We start from the raw sequence: 15,110 nt of genomic DNA, 5'->3' as shown, positions 1-15,110 counted from the left end.
ACCGATCCCGCCAAATGGCCGTTGCGCGCGGTCCGATTCTCAATACGGCACGTTACAGCAAAAAAATATCCGCCTGATGATTCACTTCACTTCATTATTTCAAACATCTTTCACGTATTCTGGTCGGTCCCGCACGCTTTATACTTGGCCCTTTGCACGAATCTAATTCATGTCCCGGCCCTTCCCTTCCCGTTCGCCCGCTGTCATGCGTCGCGCAAAACGCCTGTGGCGGCAATACGGCATCTTCTGGCTCGGTGCAATCGCCGTCGGCCTGATCGCGGTGCTGTATGCGCGTCTGATCGACTGGGGGTATGACGCGTTTCTCGATGTCCGGCAGCGATATGTGTGGGCGCCGCTCGTGATCACGCCCGCGGTTGCCGCACTCGCGGTCTGGCTCACACGCAAGTTCTTTCGCGGCTCCGAGGGCAGCGGCATCCCGCAGGTCATCGCAACGCTGCACACGAAACAGCGCGGATACGGCACGCGGCTGCTGTCGCTGCGAATTCTGCTCGGCAAAATCGGCGTGTCGTTTCTCGCGATTCTCGGCGGCTTTACGATCGGCCGTGAAGGACCGACCGTGCAGGTCGGCGCCGCGCTGATGTTCAATCTGCGCCGGTTCTATCCGCGCTCGAATGCGCAGATCGAACGGCAGCTCGCGTTGGCGGGCGCGGCGGCGGGTTTGTCGGCGGCGTTCAACACACCGCTCGCGGGCGTCGTATTCGCAATCGAGGAATTGACGCGCAGCTTCGAGGCGCGCACGAGTGGCGTGCTGATCACGGCGATCATCATTGCGGGTGTCGTCGCACTCGGCCTGAACGGCAACTACACGTATTTCGGCACGATCCAGATCGGCGCGCATTTCCCTGATCTGCTCGCCGTCGCGGTGGTGCTCACCGCGATCGTCACGGGAATCGCGGGCGGTATCTTCGGCTGGCTGCTGCTCAATACCGCGCGCTGGATTCCGGAGCCGCTGCGTCAGTTGCACGGCGAGCGGCCGGTTGCGTTCGCCGCGCTGTGCGGCTTCGCGATCGCGGTGGTCGGCGTGATCTCGGGCGGCACGACGTTCGGCAGCGGCTATACGGAAGCGCGCGGCCTGCTCGAGGGACACGAGCAGTTGTCGGTGTTCTATCCGTTCCTGAAGATGATCGCGATGGTCGGCTCATACCTGCCGGGCATTCCGGGCGGCATCTTCGCGCCGTCGCTGTCGATCGGCGCGGGCTTCGGCAATCTGCTGCACATGGTGTTCGATTCGATGCAATTGCCGATGCTGATCGCGCTCGCGATGGTCGGCTATCTGGCCGCGGTCACGCAGTCGCCGATCACTTCGTTCGTGATCGTGATGGAGATGATCGACGGCCACGCGCTCGTGATTTCGCTGATGGCCACCGCGTTGATCGCGAGCCGAGTGTCCCGCCTGTTCGCGCCGCCGCTCTATGAGTCGCTCGCCGAGCGCTACGTGACGCCGCTGCCGCAGCCCACGCCTGCGCCAGTGCCGGAAGTGCCCGAGGTCGAGGTGCCGGAAGCGGAAAGCGAGGACGGCGAGCCGAGCGCCGACGATGCCGCAGACGACATCACGACGGGTACCGCCGACTCGCCGCGTCAGTAGATGTGTGAGGGCGACGCGAGGCTGACGTTGCGCGGGTAACGGTAACGGCACCGCTGGAGTGCAACGGTTCAGTTCGACCGGGAAATGGCGAGCGCCGTGGAGATGCGAAGAGACGGCTTCAGACAGAAGCCAGAGGACGAGCCGAACGCCGCACCGCATCACGTCGCTGCGACGCGACGCCATGCGACGTCCTGCACATGATGCGAGATGGACCGCGGTCCATCCGAAGCTCAGGCCTGGGGTATTTCGATCTTGACTTCGAGCACTTCGAGATCGTCCTGACGCTCGAGACTCACGCGTATGTCGTCATCGGAAATCTTCACGTACTTCGAGATCACGGCTACCAATTCGCGTTGCAACGCAGGCAGATAATCGGCGGGCGCATGGCCGCCGGCGCGCTCGTGCGCGATGATCAACTGCAGGCGTTCCTTCGCTACCGACGCGGACTTCTTTTTCTCGCCCAGCAAAAACGAAAGAATCGACATGACGTGCGCTCCCCTTACTTGGTGCCGAAGAGGCGCTGCAGCAGCCCGGGCTTCTGGTAATCGACAAAGCGAAGCGATTTCTGCTCGCCGAGGAAACGCGACACGACGTCCTTATAGGCTTCGGCCACATCGGTGCCGTCCATATGCACGGCCGGCAGACCCTGGTTCGACGCGTGCAGCACCGCTTCCGATTCCGGAATCACGCCGATCAGATCGATGCGCAGAATTTCCTGGATGTCGGTCAACGACAGCATTTCGCCTTCGCTGACGCGCTTCGGGTTGTAGCGGGTGATCAGCAGGTGCTCCTTGATCGGCTCCTTGCTTTCGATCGCGCGCTTGGTCTTCGACGACAGGATGCCGAGAATGCGATCGGAGTCGCGCACCGACGACACTTCCGGGTTCGTCACGATCAGCGCTTCGTCGGCGAAGTGCATCGCAAGCAGCGCGCCCGACTCGATACCGGCCGGCGAATCGCAGACGATGTATTCGAAGTCCATCGCGATCAGATCGTTGATGACCTTCTCGACACCGTCCATCGTCAGCGCGTCTTTATCGCGCGTTTGCGAGGCCGGGAGGATGAACAGGTTCTCGCATTTCTTGTCTTTGATCAGCGCCTGATTCAGATTCGCTTCGCCCTGGATCACGTTGATCAGGTCGTACACGACGCGGCGCTCGCAGCCCATGATGAGGTCGAGGTTGCGCAGGCCGACGTCGAAGTCGATCACGGCGGTCTTGCTGCCGCGCAACGCGAGGGCCGACGCAAAGCTCGCGCTCGTGGTCGTCTTGCCCACGCCACCCTTGCCCGAAGTCACCACAATGATTTTTGCCATTACCCTTACCTTGTGTTCGTCAAATGCGTCAATTGGTGCGCGGCCCGCCTCGCCGTGAAACGCCGCGTGCCGCAATCGCTCGGAGCAGCGCGCGTTTCGCGGCGCTTTACGTGAGCCGCAGCGGTTCGATCATCAGTTTTTCTTCTTCGAGCCAGATCTGCACCGGCTTGCCGAGCACGTCGGCCGGCAGCGGGTTCTCGGTCGTTCGATAGATGCCCGCGATCGAGATCAGTTCCGGTTCGAGACACGTGCAGAAGATGCGCGCGTCGTGATTGCCCTGCACGCCGGCCAATGCCCGGCCGCGCAGCGGCGCGTAAATGTGGATGTTGCCTTCCGCGATCACCTCGGCGCCGTAGCTGACCAGACCGAGCACGACCAGATCGCCTTTTGCGTAAATACGCTGACCCGAGCGCAACGGCTTGTCGACCACCATCGTTTGCGGCGACGTGGCAAGACGCACCGGCTCGGCGGCGGGCGTGGGTTCGACGGCGGCGGCAGCGGCCGTGGCCGTGGCCGCGCTGGCGGTTGCGGATGCAGAGCTGGCGGACGCGCTCGTGCCCGCGCTTGCCTCGGTGCCTGCCGCCGCGTTTGCCGCGCTCGCCGTGCTGTCCTCATCGGCCTGCTTCGCCGGCGCGCCGCGGCGATCGCGCGCTTCGAGCAACGGCAATCCCGACTCCGTCGCCCACTGTTGCTCCGCATTCGCGACCACGCCGACCGGACGCATGCGCACGCTGTCGAGCAGTTGCGCGATGTCGGCGAGCGGCACGCGTTCGTTGCCGGCGAGACGCCGCACGTCGATCGCGACGACGTCGTTAGCGAAGAATTCGGGGGTCGCCTCGAAGCGTCGCGTCAGCTCGGCACGCATCGCATCGAGGTCGGTCGTTTTGACCACGAACATCAGCGTGTCGACAGAGCCGCTGCGCAGTTCGAAAAAGGGCGATTTCTTGGGCGACATAGCGTTCGGCGAAAAATTTTGCGTATTTTACAGGCGTACAAGCGCGCGGCCACTATTTTTCCCGGGAGAATCGGTGCTCGCGCGCGCAAGCGCAACGCGTGTCGTCGATGCGATCGACGCGCGACGGTGCGAAAGAAACGCTGGCGGGAAAAAGACCGTGATGAAGGGACGGCGAAGACGAGCGGCGCACGCGACGCGCCGCTTGGGCGATCACTGCTGCAACACCTGCGAAGTAGTCGGCACGTGCCGCACCAGCAGACTTTCGACCTGCTCGGGTGCGCGCTCGACGCGCCGGTGCTCGCCGGTCGGGCCAAAGCCCAGCGCTTCGTAAAAGCGCATCGCGTTGCGGTTCGCGTCGGCGACCCACGCGTAGATTTCCGTGGCGCCCGCATTCGCGAGCCAGCTGCTCGCGGTATCGACGAGCAGCTCGCCGCCGCGCAGATGGCGCACGGCCGGCGCCACCCACAACTCGCAAACGAACGCGCGGCGCGCCGCGGTGTCGTCGAAATGCGCCTCGATCAGCCCGGCCGGATGACCCTCGGTATAGAGCAGGAATGCACCGACGGACTGCGAAACCGCGTGATTCGCCGCGGTCGCGTCGAAACTGGCGGCATCGGCCGACAACGCGTCCTCGAGCGTCGCGCCGAAGGCGTACGGCGCCTCCCGCAGCGAGGCCGTGCGGAGTTCGCGAAAAACGGCGCCCTGATCAGCAGTGATGCGGCGAACGGTCAATGACGGACTCATGCAGACGAAACCCCTGGAAACCCTAACGCGTAGCTTTAACCGAACCGGCCGGCGAGTCAAATTTATTATTGACCAGAATATGCGGTCCCGCTCACGGCGCGTCGTAGTCGCCCGTGCCGTCCGGCCACGGCGTCAGCAGTTCATAGCCGTCGTCGGTCACGGCGACCATGTGCTCCCATTGCGCCGACAGCGAGCGGTCCTTCGTGATCACGGTCCAGCCGTCGCGCTGTACCGACGTGCCGGCGCGGCCCGCGTTGATCATCGGCTCGATCGTGAAGACCATGCCCGGCTTCAGGCGCACCCCCTGCCCCGGCTGCCCATAGTGCAGCACCTGCGGGTCCTCGTGATAGACCTTGCCGATGCCGTGCCCGCAGTAGTCGCGCACGATCGAGAAGCCCTCGCGCTGCGCGACCTTCTGGATCGCGTGGCCGACGTCGCCGAGCGTCGCGCCCGGCTTCACCTCGCGGATGCCGGCCACCATCGCCTCGTAGGTCGTGTCGATCAGCGCACGCGCGACCGTGCTCGACTGGCCGACGCAGTACATGCGGCTCGTGTCGCCGAAATAGCCGTCCTTGATGATCGCGACGTCGATGTTGAGGATGTCGCCGTCCTTCAGGATCTCGTTGCGATTCGGGATGCCGTGACACACGACATGATTGACCGACGTGCAGACGGTCTTCGGAAAGCCCAGATAGCCGACATTGGCCGGAATCGCTTTCTGCGTGTGGACGATGTAGTCGTTGCACAGCGCGTCGAGGTCGTTGGTGGAGACGCCTGCGTTGACGTGCTCGCCGATCATTGCCAGCACATCGGCCGCGAGGCGGCCCGCAATGCGCAGCTTCGCGATATCGTCGTGAGTCTTGTAGGTAATGGCCATGAATTCAGTCGATGTGAGTCGCGGGTCAAGCGCGAGATGACCCGCCGCGCCCGAAAGCCCGGCGGCCCGCAACCGCCGCTCGATTGGGCGATTTCGGGCAATTGTACAGAGGATCGCGGATGGACCCCGCGCAAATCGGCTGAAGCGGTGCGCGGGAGGAGGCGGTCGCGCTATCGGAGCTATGCCGAGGCCGCGCGCCCGAATCACAATGACGGGCTTTTGCTCGGCCAGCTTGCGGGCCTGCTCGTTCAGATGGACTGGCGGCAAAGGGACTCGAACGATCATCGAGCCGGACATCGTGATCGTTCAGTTTCCCGAACTAAAATTCGGGCGTCCCGTCATGCCGCCCGCTGCGTTCCGCCCTTCGCCATATCGTACGGATCACGCTGATTGCGGGCGTACTGCTTCGGCGCCATTGCCGACCAGCGCCGGAACGCGCGAATGAATGCCTTCTCCGACGCAGCGGTGCACTATGCGTCGGTCGTCGCGCTCGGCGAGACGGCCTCCGCGATGGAGCAGCTGACCGCGACCGTGCAGCTCGATGCGAGCAATGCCGAACAGGCGAGCGAACTCGCGCGCGGCGCGTCCAGCGGTCGAAGCCGCGCGTGCCGGCGACGAGGGTCGCGGCTTCGCGGTCGTCGCCGGCGAGGTGCGCAGCCTCGCGCGAGATTGGCGCGCTGATCGCCGATTCGACGTCAAGCGTCGAACGCGGCGCGGGACTCGTCGAAGACGCGGGCGGCACGATGCAGCAGATCGAAGCGGCGATCGCGCGCGTGACCAGCATCGTCGGTGACATTGCGCAGGCGTCGGGTCAGCAGAGCGATGGGATTCAGCAGGTGGGCATCGCGATCACGCAGATGGCGAGGTCACGCAGCAGAATGCGGCGCTCGTCGAGGAAAGCGCGGCGGCCGCCGCGTCGCTCGCGGAACAGGCGCGGGCATTGAGGGAGATGATGGAAGGGTTTCGGGTGGGATGAGACGCCCGTCCCCTGGCCTCGATACGCTGAAGGCAAGGGTTGGGCGCCGCTGTCGGGCCCGGCGACGTGCTGCCCTTGACACCGGGCAGCATCGACCACAGACGTGCGGGCCTGCTTACGTCGATATCCGCGGCTTAGTTGTCGGGATGGGCCGCCGTGAAGCTTTGGAACGCACTGTACGACGGATTCAACGGCGAGCCGTTCATCATGATGCCGAAGCCCTGGTCGCCGCTGTCGAGCACGTAATACATGACGCTCTGGATATTGTGCGTCTTGCGGTTCTGATAGAACTCGCCGAGCTTCGTCGTGATGTAGTTCCCACGATAGGTCTCGTTTTGCTCCGGTCCGGTGTTCCACTCGGTGATGATGAACGGCACGCCATACCGGGCCTTGCAATAGATCGGCAGATCGAAGCCAGGTTGGGCGCCGTCCGCACCGAGGGAGAACACATCGCCATACACCTCGTAGTTGTGCCACGTGGTGATGTCCCAGCGCACGGTCGGGTGACCGCCGCTGCCATCCGGCTGATCGCCGTCCCACAGCGCGTCCGCCGCGCCGACATCGTTCACGCAGAAATTGATGCCGCACTTCGCGTTCGACTGAACCGCTTTCACGCCGTCGATCATCCCGCGCATCACGCCGCGCATCACCGGCCAGTTCGTGTTGTTGAAGTCCGCTGCCTTCGTGCCCGCAGCGTTGAAGTCGAGCACGGTGGCGTTCGTGCGCGTCAACTCGTTGCCGCATTCGTAAATGGTCACGCCATACGGTTTCAGTGCGTTCGCGACCGACTGCGCTACCGCGTAACCCTGGCTGTAAGCGGCATTCTCGCCAGCCAGCAGGTTGCCGTTGGAGTCGTAGACGCCCTGGTCGATCAGCACGACCAACGTCATGCCCGCCGCCTGGAAAGCCTGTGCGAGCCCGATCGCCGCGTTCAGCTGGTTCGAACTGTTGGTGACGCCGACGCGATAGCTCGTGCAGCCCATGGCCTTCAGGATCGAGACGATCTGCTGGGGCGTGTACGTGTAGTCGAAGTGACCGTTCATGCCATAGAACATGCCGGCCTGCGGTGTGATCGCGATGCGCGGATCGTTGCAATGCAGCCAACTGTTGGGGACGTCCGCAATGACGTAGAACTCGCCACCCGTGCCGCAATGCCAGATCTTGCCGCCGTAGAACAGCACGAGCGACACGTTGTACGTATCGCCGACCGTCGCGCCGTTGCGGTAGATGACGCCGTTGGAGAGCGTCCACGTCGCGCCGAACTGGTCGATGATGTACGGCGCGGAAGGCAGTGAGGTGCCATCGGGCGACATGTTCGAGACACTCGCCTTCGCGACCGGCGACGTATTGTCCGCGGTGCTGGAGGTAGCGGACGCACCCGAAGCTGCCGCGGCGCCGGAAGCACCGGTCGCAGCGGCTGCCTTGCCACTCGCGTTCGATGACCCACTGCCCCCACCACACGCGGTCAAAAGATAACTTGCGCTCAGGGCCGTCAGGCCCCCAATGAATTGACGTCGTTTTATCATCGCGGAGTAATTCCAAATGTCGGGAAAATTCCCGATAAAAAGACCAAAAGGTGGATTCGCTGTGATTCGACGGACAATCAATAAGGATTCGATGCAAATGAATTGCAGGCCTTAAAGACTATTGTCCCGAAGTGCTTTGAACGCACGTCTGTGTTGTCCGATTGAACCGAGGCGCGCGAAGGTGCTCCTCGCGGTGGTTCAGATTGACAGGGCTGGGTGCGCGTTGGTTCGCAAACGTTTGCGCTGCAAACCTTTGCGGTGCAAACGTTTTACTGATTAATTGCCGAAGCTTTCATTTTCAGGAAAATTCTTCCTGTAAAAGCTTCTGACGGCGTAAATCGTACCCTGAACGAATGACCGAGCCCAACCAAAAATCGTATTTATTTGTAAAAAAGGGCAGATCTTGCGGAGATCTGTGGGGTCGGCGAAGATTCGCACTTTCAGAAGTCGATCGGGGGGCGGGTCGCCCGCAAATTTTCTGACTTCGACCCCTTATAGCGTGCAATAGCCACGCCCCGAATATGTCCGGTCTATGAATTAGGGGACGGTGCAGCACGGATGACTTAAGATATTTGTATGGAAATGAGATGAAAAAGGCCACGAACAACAAATGGCTTATGTAAAAAATTGAAACAAAGGATTTCGCCAAAATAGAAATGATGCTTGAACAATTTCGAATTGCCTTGGCAAAGCCATTCGAGAACTCAAAGCAAAAACCCCTTGATCTCGGTGAAATCAAGGGGTTTCAGAATTTGGCGGAAAGGGTGGGATTCGAACCCACGGTACGGGGAAACCGTACGCCTGATTTCGAGTCAGGTACATTCGACCACTCTGCCACCTTTCCGGGTATTCCAACTCGCTACTGCATCGTCGGATCCAAGCGGGCCGTTGCTTGGGAGAAAAAGATTATAGAACAGCTCGAATTAGTTTTCCAAGCCCCCTCGTCCAAAAAATTTCTAAAAAATTTTCGCGGGACCTCGATGCCGTTCGCGGCATCCATCGTCAGACACGCGACGACACCGCGCCTGCGCGCGCATCGGCGACGCTCAGGCCGCCGGCACTTGCAGCCGCTCGACGCCGCCGAGGTAAGGCCGCAGTGCCGTGGGCACCGTCACCGAGCCATCGGCGTTCTGGAAGTTCTCGAGCACCGCGACGAGCGTGCGGCCCACCGCGAGACCCGAGCCGTTGAGCGTATGCACGAGCTCCGGCTTGCCCTGCGCGTTGCGGAAGCGTGCCTGCATGCGTCGCGCCTGGAACGACTCGGTATTCGAGCAACTCGAAATCTCACGATAGGTGTTCTGCGCGGGCAGCCACACTTCCAGGTCGTAGGTCTTCGCTGCGGAAAAGCCCATGTCGCCGGTGCACAGCGTGATCACGCGATACGGCAGTTCGAGCTTTTGCAGAATCGCCTCCGCATGGCCGACCATCTGCTCGAGCGCGTCGTACGATGCGCCTGGCGCTACGACCTGCACCATCTCGACCTTGTCGAACTGATGCTGGCGGATCATGCCGCGCGTGTCGCGGCCATACGAGCCCGCTTCCGAGCGGAAGCACGGCGAGTGCGCGGTCAGCCTGATCGGCAGCGCGTCCGCTTCGACGATGCTCTCACGCACCGTGTTCGTCAGCGAAATTTCCGAGGTCGAGATCAGGTACTGCGTGACCGTGTGTTCACCGCCGCCCTTTTCGACGCGGAACATATCGTCCGCGAACTTCGGCAGCTGGCCCGTGCCGTACAGGATGTCGGGATTGACGATGTACGGCGTGTAGATCTCGGTATAGCCGTGCTGCTGCGTGTGCGTGTCGATCATGAACTGCGCGAGCGCGCGATGCAGCCGCGCAATCTGGCCGCGCAGCATCGTGAAGCGCGCGCCCGACAGCTTCGCGCCGGTCTCGAAGTCGAGGCCGAGCGGCGTGCCGACGTCAACGTGATCCTTGACCTCGAAGTCGAACTGGCGCGGCGTGCCCCAGCGGCGCACTTCGACGTTGCCGGCTTCGTCGTTGCCGACCGGCACGCTTTCGTGCGCGAGATTCGGCACGTCGAGCAGCAGATCGGACAGACGCTTCTGGATGTCTTCGAGCTTGACCGCCGACGCCTTCATCTCGTCGCCGATGCCGCCGACTTCGGCCATCACCGCCGACGTGTCTTCGCCGCGTCCTTTCATCGCGCCGATCTGCTTGGACAGGCTGTTGCGGCGCGCCTGCAGTTCTTCGGTACGGGTCTGGGTATCGCGGCGTTCCGCTTCGAGCGCGGTGAAGGCCGCGACGTCGAGGGTATAGCCGCGGTCGGCGAGGCGCTTTGCGACGCCGTCGAGGTCTTTGCGCAGCAGCTGGATGTCGAGCATGGGATGGGACGGATGTTCGTTGTATGAAAACGCGATTTTAACGCACCCGCAAAGGTGAAACGCCTCAAGCCTTCTTCGGCTTGTTCTCGGCGCGCCACCGCGCATCGAGCTCGCCAAGGCGCGCGAGCTTCTCGCCGATCTTGCCTTCGAGACCACGCGGTGTCGGCTCGTACCAATGCGGCTCGCGCATGCCGTCAGGCAGATAGGTTTCGCCGGCCGCGTACGCATCGGGTTCGTCGTGCGCGTAGCGGTAGTCGTGGCCGTAGCCGAGTTCCTTCATCAGCTTCGTCGGCGCGTTGCGCAGATGCACCGGCACCGCGCGCGACTGGTCCTTGCCGACGAAGCGCCGCGCCTCGTTGTACGCGTTGTACCCGGCATTCGATTTCGGCGCGACCGCCAGATAGATGATCGCCTGCGCAAGCGCGAGCTCACCTTCGGGCGAACCGAGACGCTCGTAGGTTTCGGCGGCGTCGAGCGTGATGCGCGCGGCGCGCGGGTCCGCGAGGCCGATGTCTTCCCACGCCATGCGCACGATGCGACGCGCGAGATAGCGCGGGTCCGCGCCGCCGTCGAGCATGCGGCAGAACCAGTTACAGCGCGCCGTCCGGGTTGCTGCCGCGCACGGATTTATGCAGCGCGCTGATCTGGTCGTAGAAGGCGTCGCCGCCCTTGTCGAAGCGGCGCAGATTCTCCGCGAGCGCGCTGCCCAATAACGCGCCGTCGATTTCGGTGGTCTTCTGCCGGGCGGCCGCGCGCGCGACGATCTCGAGGTTGTTCAGCAGCTTGCGGCCGTCGCCGTCGGCGGATCCGATCAGCGCGGCGCGCGCTTCGTCGGTGAAGGTGAGGCCGCCGAGTTCCTTCCGCGCGCGCTCGAGCAGCTCGCGCTGCTCGTCGTCCGTCAGGCTCTTCAGCACGTAGACGGCGGCGCGCGACAGCAACGCGCTATTGACCTCGAACGACGGATTCTCGGTCGTCGCGCCGACGAACACGAACAGGCCCGACTCGACGTGCGGCAAGAACGCGTCTTGCTGGCTCTTGTTGAAGCGATGCACTTCGTCGACGAACACCAGCGTCTGATGGCCGTTCGCGCGATGGATCTGCGCGGTCTCGACCGCCTCGCGGATATCCTTCACGCCCGACAGCACCGCCGACAACGCGATGAACTGCGCGTGAAACGCATCGGCCATCAGCCGCGCGAGCGTGGTCTTGCCGACGCCCGGCGGGCCCCACAGGATCATCGAATGGGCCTCGCCCGATTCGAACGCGACCCTGAGCGGCTTGTTCGGACCGAGCAGATGCGACTGGCCGATCACTTCGTCGATATTGCGTGGCCGCAGGCGTTCGGCGAGCGGAACATTGGCACGGGTTTCTTCAAACATGACGTTTTGGGGATAATCTCGGCTTTCCGGGGCACGCACCGCTTCGGAGCAGCGCCTCGCGGGACAGGCGCAAAGCCCGCGCCCGGCCGGAAACACAGGCACGAAGGCGGGCAACGTTCTGCATTATGACAGTGACGGCGGCCAAGCGATGGCCGACCCGGGGCGCCGGCGACGCAAAGAATCACTGCACCACCGACAGGAACGAACATCAGATGGCTCAAGATTCCGTCGCCGGCGACGCCGGCTCCACCTACGCGCCGCTCACGCCGGTGCCCGACGCGCGCCGCGCGTTTCGCACCGGCGACGCGTTCGCGCTGTGGTTCTCGCTCGGCATCGGCCTGCTCGTCGCCCAGGCGGGCGCGCTGCTGGTGCCGGGCCTGTCGCTGCCGCACGCGCTCGTCGCGATCGTGCTCGGCAGCGTGATCGGCGTCGTGCTGCTCGCGCTCGTGGGCGTGATCGGCACCGACACCGGGCTCGCGGCGATGTCGTCGCTGCGTCCGACGCTCGGCGTGCGCGGCGCGTCGGTGCCGGCCGTGCTGAACATGGTGCAACTGGTCGGCTGGGGCTCGTTCGAGGTGATCGTGATGCGCGATTCCGCCGATGCGCTCGCGAAACAGGCGTTCGGCCTGTCGATGCCGCTCGTGTGGACCGTGATCTTCGGCGTGCTCGCGACGCTGCTCGCGATCAGCGGCCCGCTGTCGTTCGTGCGGCGCTTTCTGCGCAAGTGGGGGATCTGGCTGCTGCTCGCGGGCGCCGCGTGGCTCACGTGGAACCTGCTCGCGCGCCACAATCTCGCGGACCTGATGCGTCGTCCCGGCACCGGCGAGATGTCGTTCGGCGGCGCGGTCGACCTCGTGGTCGCGATGCCGCTGTCATGGCTCCCGCTGATCGCCGACTACACGCGCTTCGGCCGCCGCGCCGGCGAGACGTTCCGCGGCACGCTATACGGCTATGGCATCGCGAACATCTGGTTCTATGCGCTCGGCGCGGTCTACGGGCTCGCGGCCGGCGGCGGCGATGCATTGCTGACCGGCGCGCTCGCGCAAGCGGGCGGCGGGTTTGCGCTGCTGCTGATTCTGATCGACGAAATCGACAATGCGTTCGCCGACATCCACTCGGCCGCGGTGTCGACCGGCACGTTCTGGACGCGCGCGAGCGTGCCGTTGCTGTCGGCCGCGTTCGGTGCGCTGTGCACGCTGATCGCGCTGCTCGTGCCGATGGCGAAGTACCAGAACTTCCTGCTGCTGATCGGCTCGGTATTCGCGCCGCTGTTCGGCGTCGTGCTGATGGATCACTTCATCGTGCGCAAGCGTCGCGTCGACGCCGCGGTGCTCGCCGATGTGCGCGGCCGCTACGGCTTCTCGGGCGGCTGGCACCTGAGCGCGTTCGTCGCTTGGGCGATCGGCATCGCCTCGTACCAGGTGATCAATCAATGGCTACCGAATGTCGGCGCGACGCTGCCGTCGCTTGCGATCGGCGCGGTGTGCTATTACGCGTTCGTATCGGCGCGCAAGACCGCGTATGCGTGAGCGCGTCACCCTCAGCGCGTTGCATTAGACGCAGCTGTCACAAAATAAAAAAAAGACCTGCAATCCAAATGCAGGTCTTTTTTTTGTGACCGTCGAATGGCCAATCACAGTGCGCGCCGCAGGCTATTTTTTCGCCGCTTTGCGCCGACGCGATTCGGCCTTGCGACACAGATCCGTGAGCAGCCAACGGGCGACGGTCTCCGGCCGATTCGGCGCATACGAGGCGAATTTGCTCTCGTTCGCGAAATGGACGACGACGGTGCCGGTCATTACGCGATAAGTTCCGGCATAGTTTACGCCGTCCAGTTCCACGCTTAGCGCGTGGGTGGTTTCATATTCCGCGAAAGTCAAAATAAAAGCGATATCTCGAAACGAGACATTATCGCTACGATTTTTCGGAAGTCAAAGAAATATGCAATTGGTTGCATATTAAATTCTCACCGGCGGTAATTGTTGCGTTCTCCGCTTTAAAACCCAAATAACGGGCTGCCGGATACGTTAGATAACCTGCTGCCTTACTGCCGTTCAAGCCGAACCGTCGGCGTATCGGCGAAACGCTCAAGCGCGCGATTGCCTTCCCGATGGGCTTCGGCCTCATCGATAAAGGTTTTTTCACTATATGCAACGACCTTGAAACCACTTCCGGCCGAGCGCGGAACGGTTATTCCCCAATGCCACCCGCCCTCCTGCTGGAACACATGGAGGGACGGGGATAAGCGTGAATCGTGTGAAGAAGACAATCTCATGACATGCCTCGTCTTTCCAGACATCCAAAGCGACAACAACCTTCGATCAGTTTAGGCGTTATTTTGTTGCGTTGCAGCAAAAAATTGTTAGAGATTACGAACCCAATCCTGGGAAAATGATCGGACGCGCCAACTCCAGCCCATGAGCAATGCCGGTCTTTCCAGTCTCGCACTAAATCATTACGTCTGCCGGTACGACGATTTAACGTTCGTCGCGGCGCCGGGCGCGCATCCCTAAGCAATCCACGCACCGCGCGAAATAAAAAGCCGCGCTCGACAAGCGCGGCTTCGCCGGCGTTTGCAAAGGCGCCAGTGTCGGCGCCTACCGCGCGGTTTATCCGTTGATCACATCCGCGCCCTTCGGCACCGTGAACTTGAATGCATCGGGCGGCAGTTGCGGATTTTTCTGGATGTTCGAGAACGTGAGCAGCGTCACGTTACCGAACACGTCGTGCAATTCCATCGCTTCGAGATTGCCGTCCTTGAAGCCGATGCCGACGCGCTCGAACTGCGTGTCCTTCGCCTTCGGCGTCAGTTCGAGCCAGTCGATGCCGGCCTTCACGCCCGCGTCGCGCAGCGAGAAGTTCTTGTCCAGATCGTTGCTGCCGAACAGGATCGCCGCCGGGCTTGCGCCGAGCGCGTTGCCGAGCGGGCGCACCGTCACCTGGTTCAGATCCTTGTCGTAGACGTAGAACTTGTCGCCGTCCGCCTGCAGCAATTGCGAGTAGGGCTTCTCGTATTGCCAGATGAACTTGCCGGGCCGCGCGAACATGAACGTGCCGCTCGACGTGGTCGGCTTGGCCGGGTTCGCGGCGGACAGCGCGCCGCTCGCGCCCTGCGCCTTGCTCGGCGCGCGCACTTCCTGCTGCACGAAGGCGCCGCGCGCCGAATGGACCTGCGCGATGAATGCCTTCAGTTGCTCGGTGCCGCTCGCGAACGCGTGCGAGGCGACGAGCAGCGACGCACCGATCGCGACACTGCCCACGGCGCGCGCGATCTTGCGCATGCCGCGGGACACGCGCTCGCCGAGGCGCCCCGCTCGACGCTGCCGGGCATCCTGCTGCGCGATTGCTTGCATAGGTTTTTCTCCCTTGAATGAATTCGGTGATGGGCTG

The 15,110-nt window shown here is 62.9% G+C and carries 12 protein-coding genes, 1 tRNA gene and 2 pseudogenes; 3 read left to right on the top strand and 12 right to left on the bottom strand.

Annotated elements, in window-relative coordinates; all coding sequences use genetic code 11:
• Window positions 1-169: 169 nt before the first annotated feature.
• A complete protein-coding gene (locus OKW26_RS37950) occupies window positions 170-1,606 on the top strand; it encodes a chloride channel protein (protein WP_429356775.1) in 1,437 nt (478 codons plus the stop codon).
• 230 nt (window positions 1,607-1,836) lie between these two features.
• Here the strand turns inward: OKW26_RS37950 and minE are convergent, their stop codons facing one another.
• From minE to map, 5 genes are all read right to left on the bottom strand, one after another.
• Window positions 1,837-2,091, bottom strand: coding sequence for a cell division topological specificity factor MinE (minE, locus tag OKW26_RS37945; protein ID WP_008922443.1), 255 nt, complete (start codon window positions 2,089-2,091; stop codon window positions 1,837-1,839).
• A gap of 14 nt (window positions 2,092-2,105) precedes the next feature.
• Window positions 2,106-2,921, bottom strand: coding sequence for a septum site-determining protein MinD (minD, locus tag OKW26_RS37940; RefSeq protein ID WP_184059587.1), 816 nt, complete (start codon window positions 2,919-2,921; stop codon window positions 2,106-2,108).
• A 106-nt stretch (window positions 2,922-3,027) separates the two neighbouring features.
• Window positions 3,028-3,876: a septum site-determining protein MinC gene (gene minC, locus OKW26_RS37935; RefSeq protein WP_429356774.1), complete on the bottom strand. Its 849-nt coding sequence runs from the start codon at window positions 3,874-3,876 to the stop codon at window positions 3,028-3,030.
• Window positions 3,877-4,086: 210 nt separating this feature from the next.
• Window positions 4,087-4,620: a GNAT family N-acetyltransferase gene (locus OKW26_RS37930; RefSeq protein ID WP_090803490.1), complete on the bottom strand. Its 534-nt coding sequence runs from the start codon at window positions 4,618-4,620 to the stop codon at window positions 4,087-4,089.
• Between the two features lie 91 nt (window positions 4,621-4,711).
• Window positions 4,712-5,497, bottom strand: a complete 786-nt coding sequence (gene map, locus OKW26_RS37925) for a type I methionyl aminopeptidase (protein ID WP_429356773.1) — start codon at window positions 5,495-5,497, stop codon at window positions 4,712-4,714.
• Between the two features lie 486 nt (window positions 5,498-5,983).
• Between map and OKW26_RS37920 the strand changes: the two are divergent.
• Window positions 5,984-6,473, top strand: a pseudogene (locus tag OKW26_RS37920) (methyl-accepting chemotaxis protein); the annotation flags it as partial.
• 134 nt (window positions 6,474-6,607) lie between these two features.
• On the opposite strand, the gene OKW26_RS37915 reads toward OKW26_RS37920, so the two are convergent.
• From OKW26_RS37915 to OKW26_RS37900, 4 genes and pseudogenes are all read right to left on the bottom strand, one after another.
• The gene (locus tag OKW26_RS37915) at window positions 6,608-7,999 is read right to left on the bottom strand and encodes a hypothetical protein (RefSeq protein WP_184059593.1); all 1,392 of its coding nucleotides are present in this window, start codon (window positions 7,997-7,999) and stop codon (window positions 6,608-6,610) included.
• 753 nt (window positions 8,000-8,752) lie between these two features.
• Window positions 8,753-8,843: transfer RNA gene (locus OKW26_RS37910), tRNA-Ser, on the bottom strand.
• A 202-nt stretch (window positions 8,844-9,045) separates the two neighbouring features.
• The gene (gene serS, locus OKW26_RS37905; protein WP_090803484.1) at window positions 9,046-10,341 is read right to left on the bottom strand and encodes a serine--tRNA ligase; all 1,296 of its coding nucleotides are present in this window, start codon (window positions 10,339-10,341) and stop codon (window positions 9,046-9,048) included.
• Window positions 10,342-10,405: 64 nt separating this feature from the next.
• Window positions 10,406-11,720, bottom strand: a pseudogene (locus OKW26_RS37900) (replication-associated recombination protein A).
• Window positions 11,721-11,932: 212 nt separating this feature from the next.
• On the opposite strand from OKW26_RS37900, the gene cytX reads away from it, so the two are divergent.
• The gene (cytX, locus tag OKW26_RS37895; RefSeq protein WP_184045622.1) at window positions 11,933-13,249 is read left to right on the top strand and encodes a putative hydroxymethylpyrimidine transporter CytX; all 1,317 of its coding nucleotides are present in this window, start codon (window positions 11,933-11,935) and stop codon (window positions 13,247-13,249) included.
• A gap of 123 nt (window positions 13,250-13,372) precedes the next feature.
• Here the strand turns inward: cytX and OKW26_RS37890 are convergent, their stop codons facing one another.
• The 3 genes from OKW26_RS37890 to lolA form a co-directional block, all read right to left on the bottom strand.
• Complete coding sequence (locus tag OKW26_RS37890; RefSeq protein WP_244144826.1) at window positions 13,373-13,561, bottom strand: hypothetical protein; 189 nt, start codon at window positions 13,559-13,561, stop codon at window positions 13,373-13,375.
• A gap of 203 nt (window positions 13,562-13,764) precedes the next feature.
• The gene (locus OKW26_RS37885) at window positions 13,765-13,995 is read right to left on the bottom strand and encodes a hypothetical protein (protein ID WP_184059600.1); all 231 of its coding nucleotides are present in this window, start codon (window positions 13,993-13,995) and stop codon (window positions 13,765-13,767) included.
• Between the two features lie 334 nt (window positions 13,996-14,329).
• Window positions 14,330-15,073: an outer membrane lipoprotein chaperone LolA gene (gene lolA / locus OKW26_RS37880; RefSeq protein ID WP_429356772.1), complete on the bottom strand. Its 744-nt coding sequence runs from the start codon at window positions 15,071-15,073 to the stop codon at window positions 14,330-14,332.
• Window positions 15,074-15,110: the final 37 nt, after the last annotated feature.

Origin of the sequence: Paraburkholderia sp. 32 (assembly GCF_050435345.1) — a bacterium.
In the GTDB taxonomy this organism is placed as follows: Bacteria; Pseudomonadota; Gammaproteobacteria; order Burkholderiales; family Burkholderiaceae; genus Paraburkholderia; species Paraburkholderia tuberum.
Note: the sequence above shows the minus strand (reverse complement) of the source record. Positions and strands in the feature narration are given on the sequence as shown.

Coding starts and splice junctions, on each gene's coding strand:
- serS (WP_090803484.1), bottom strand. CDS start 10,341: ATGCTCGACATCCAGCTGCTGCGCAAAGACCTCGACGGCGTCGCAAAG.
- map (WP_429356773.1), bottom strand. CDS start 5,497: ATGGCCATTACCTACAAGACTCACGACGATATCGCGAAGCTGCGCATT.
- OKW26_RS37930 (WP_090803490.1), bottom strand. CDS start 4,620: ATGAGTCCGTCATTGACCGTTCGCCGCATCACTGCTGATCAGGGCGCC.
- OKW26_RS37915 (WP_184059593.1), bottom strand. CDS start 7,999: ATGATAAAACGACGTCAATTCATTGGGGGCCTGACGGCCCTGAGCGCA.
- lolA (WP_429356772.1), bottom strand. CDS start 15,073: ATGCAAGCAATCGCGCAGCAGGATGCCCGGCAGCGTCGAGCGGGGCGC.
- minD (WP_184059587.1), bottom strand. CDS start 2,921: ATGGCAAAAATCATTGTGGTGACTTCGGGCAAGGGTGGCGTGGGCAAG.
- minC (WP_429356774.1), bottom strand. CDS start 3,876: ATGTCGCCCAAGAAATCGCCCTTTTTCGAACTGCGCAGCGGCTCTGTC.
- OKW26_RS37950 (WP_429356775.1), top strand. CDS start 170: ATGTCCCGGCCCTTCCCTTCCCGTTCGCCCGCTGTCATGCGTCGCGCA.
- OKW26_RS37885 (WP_184059600.1), bottom strand. CDS start 13,995: ATGAGATTGTCTTCTTCACACGATTCACGCTTATCCCCGTCCCTCCAT.
- minE (WP_008922443.1), bottom strand. CDS start 2,091: ATGTCGATTCTTTCGTTTTTGCTGGGCGAGAAAAAGAAGTCCGCGTCG.
- cytX (WP_184045622.1), top strand. CDS start 11,933: ATGGCTCAAGATTCCGTCGCCGGCGACGCCGGCTCCACCTACGCGCCG.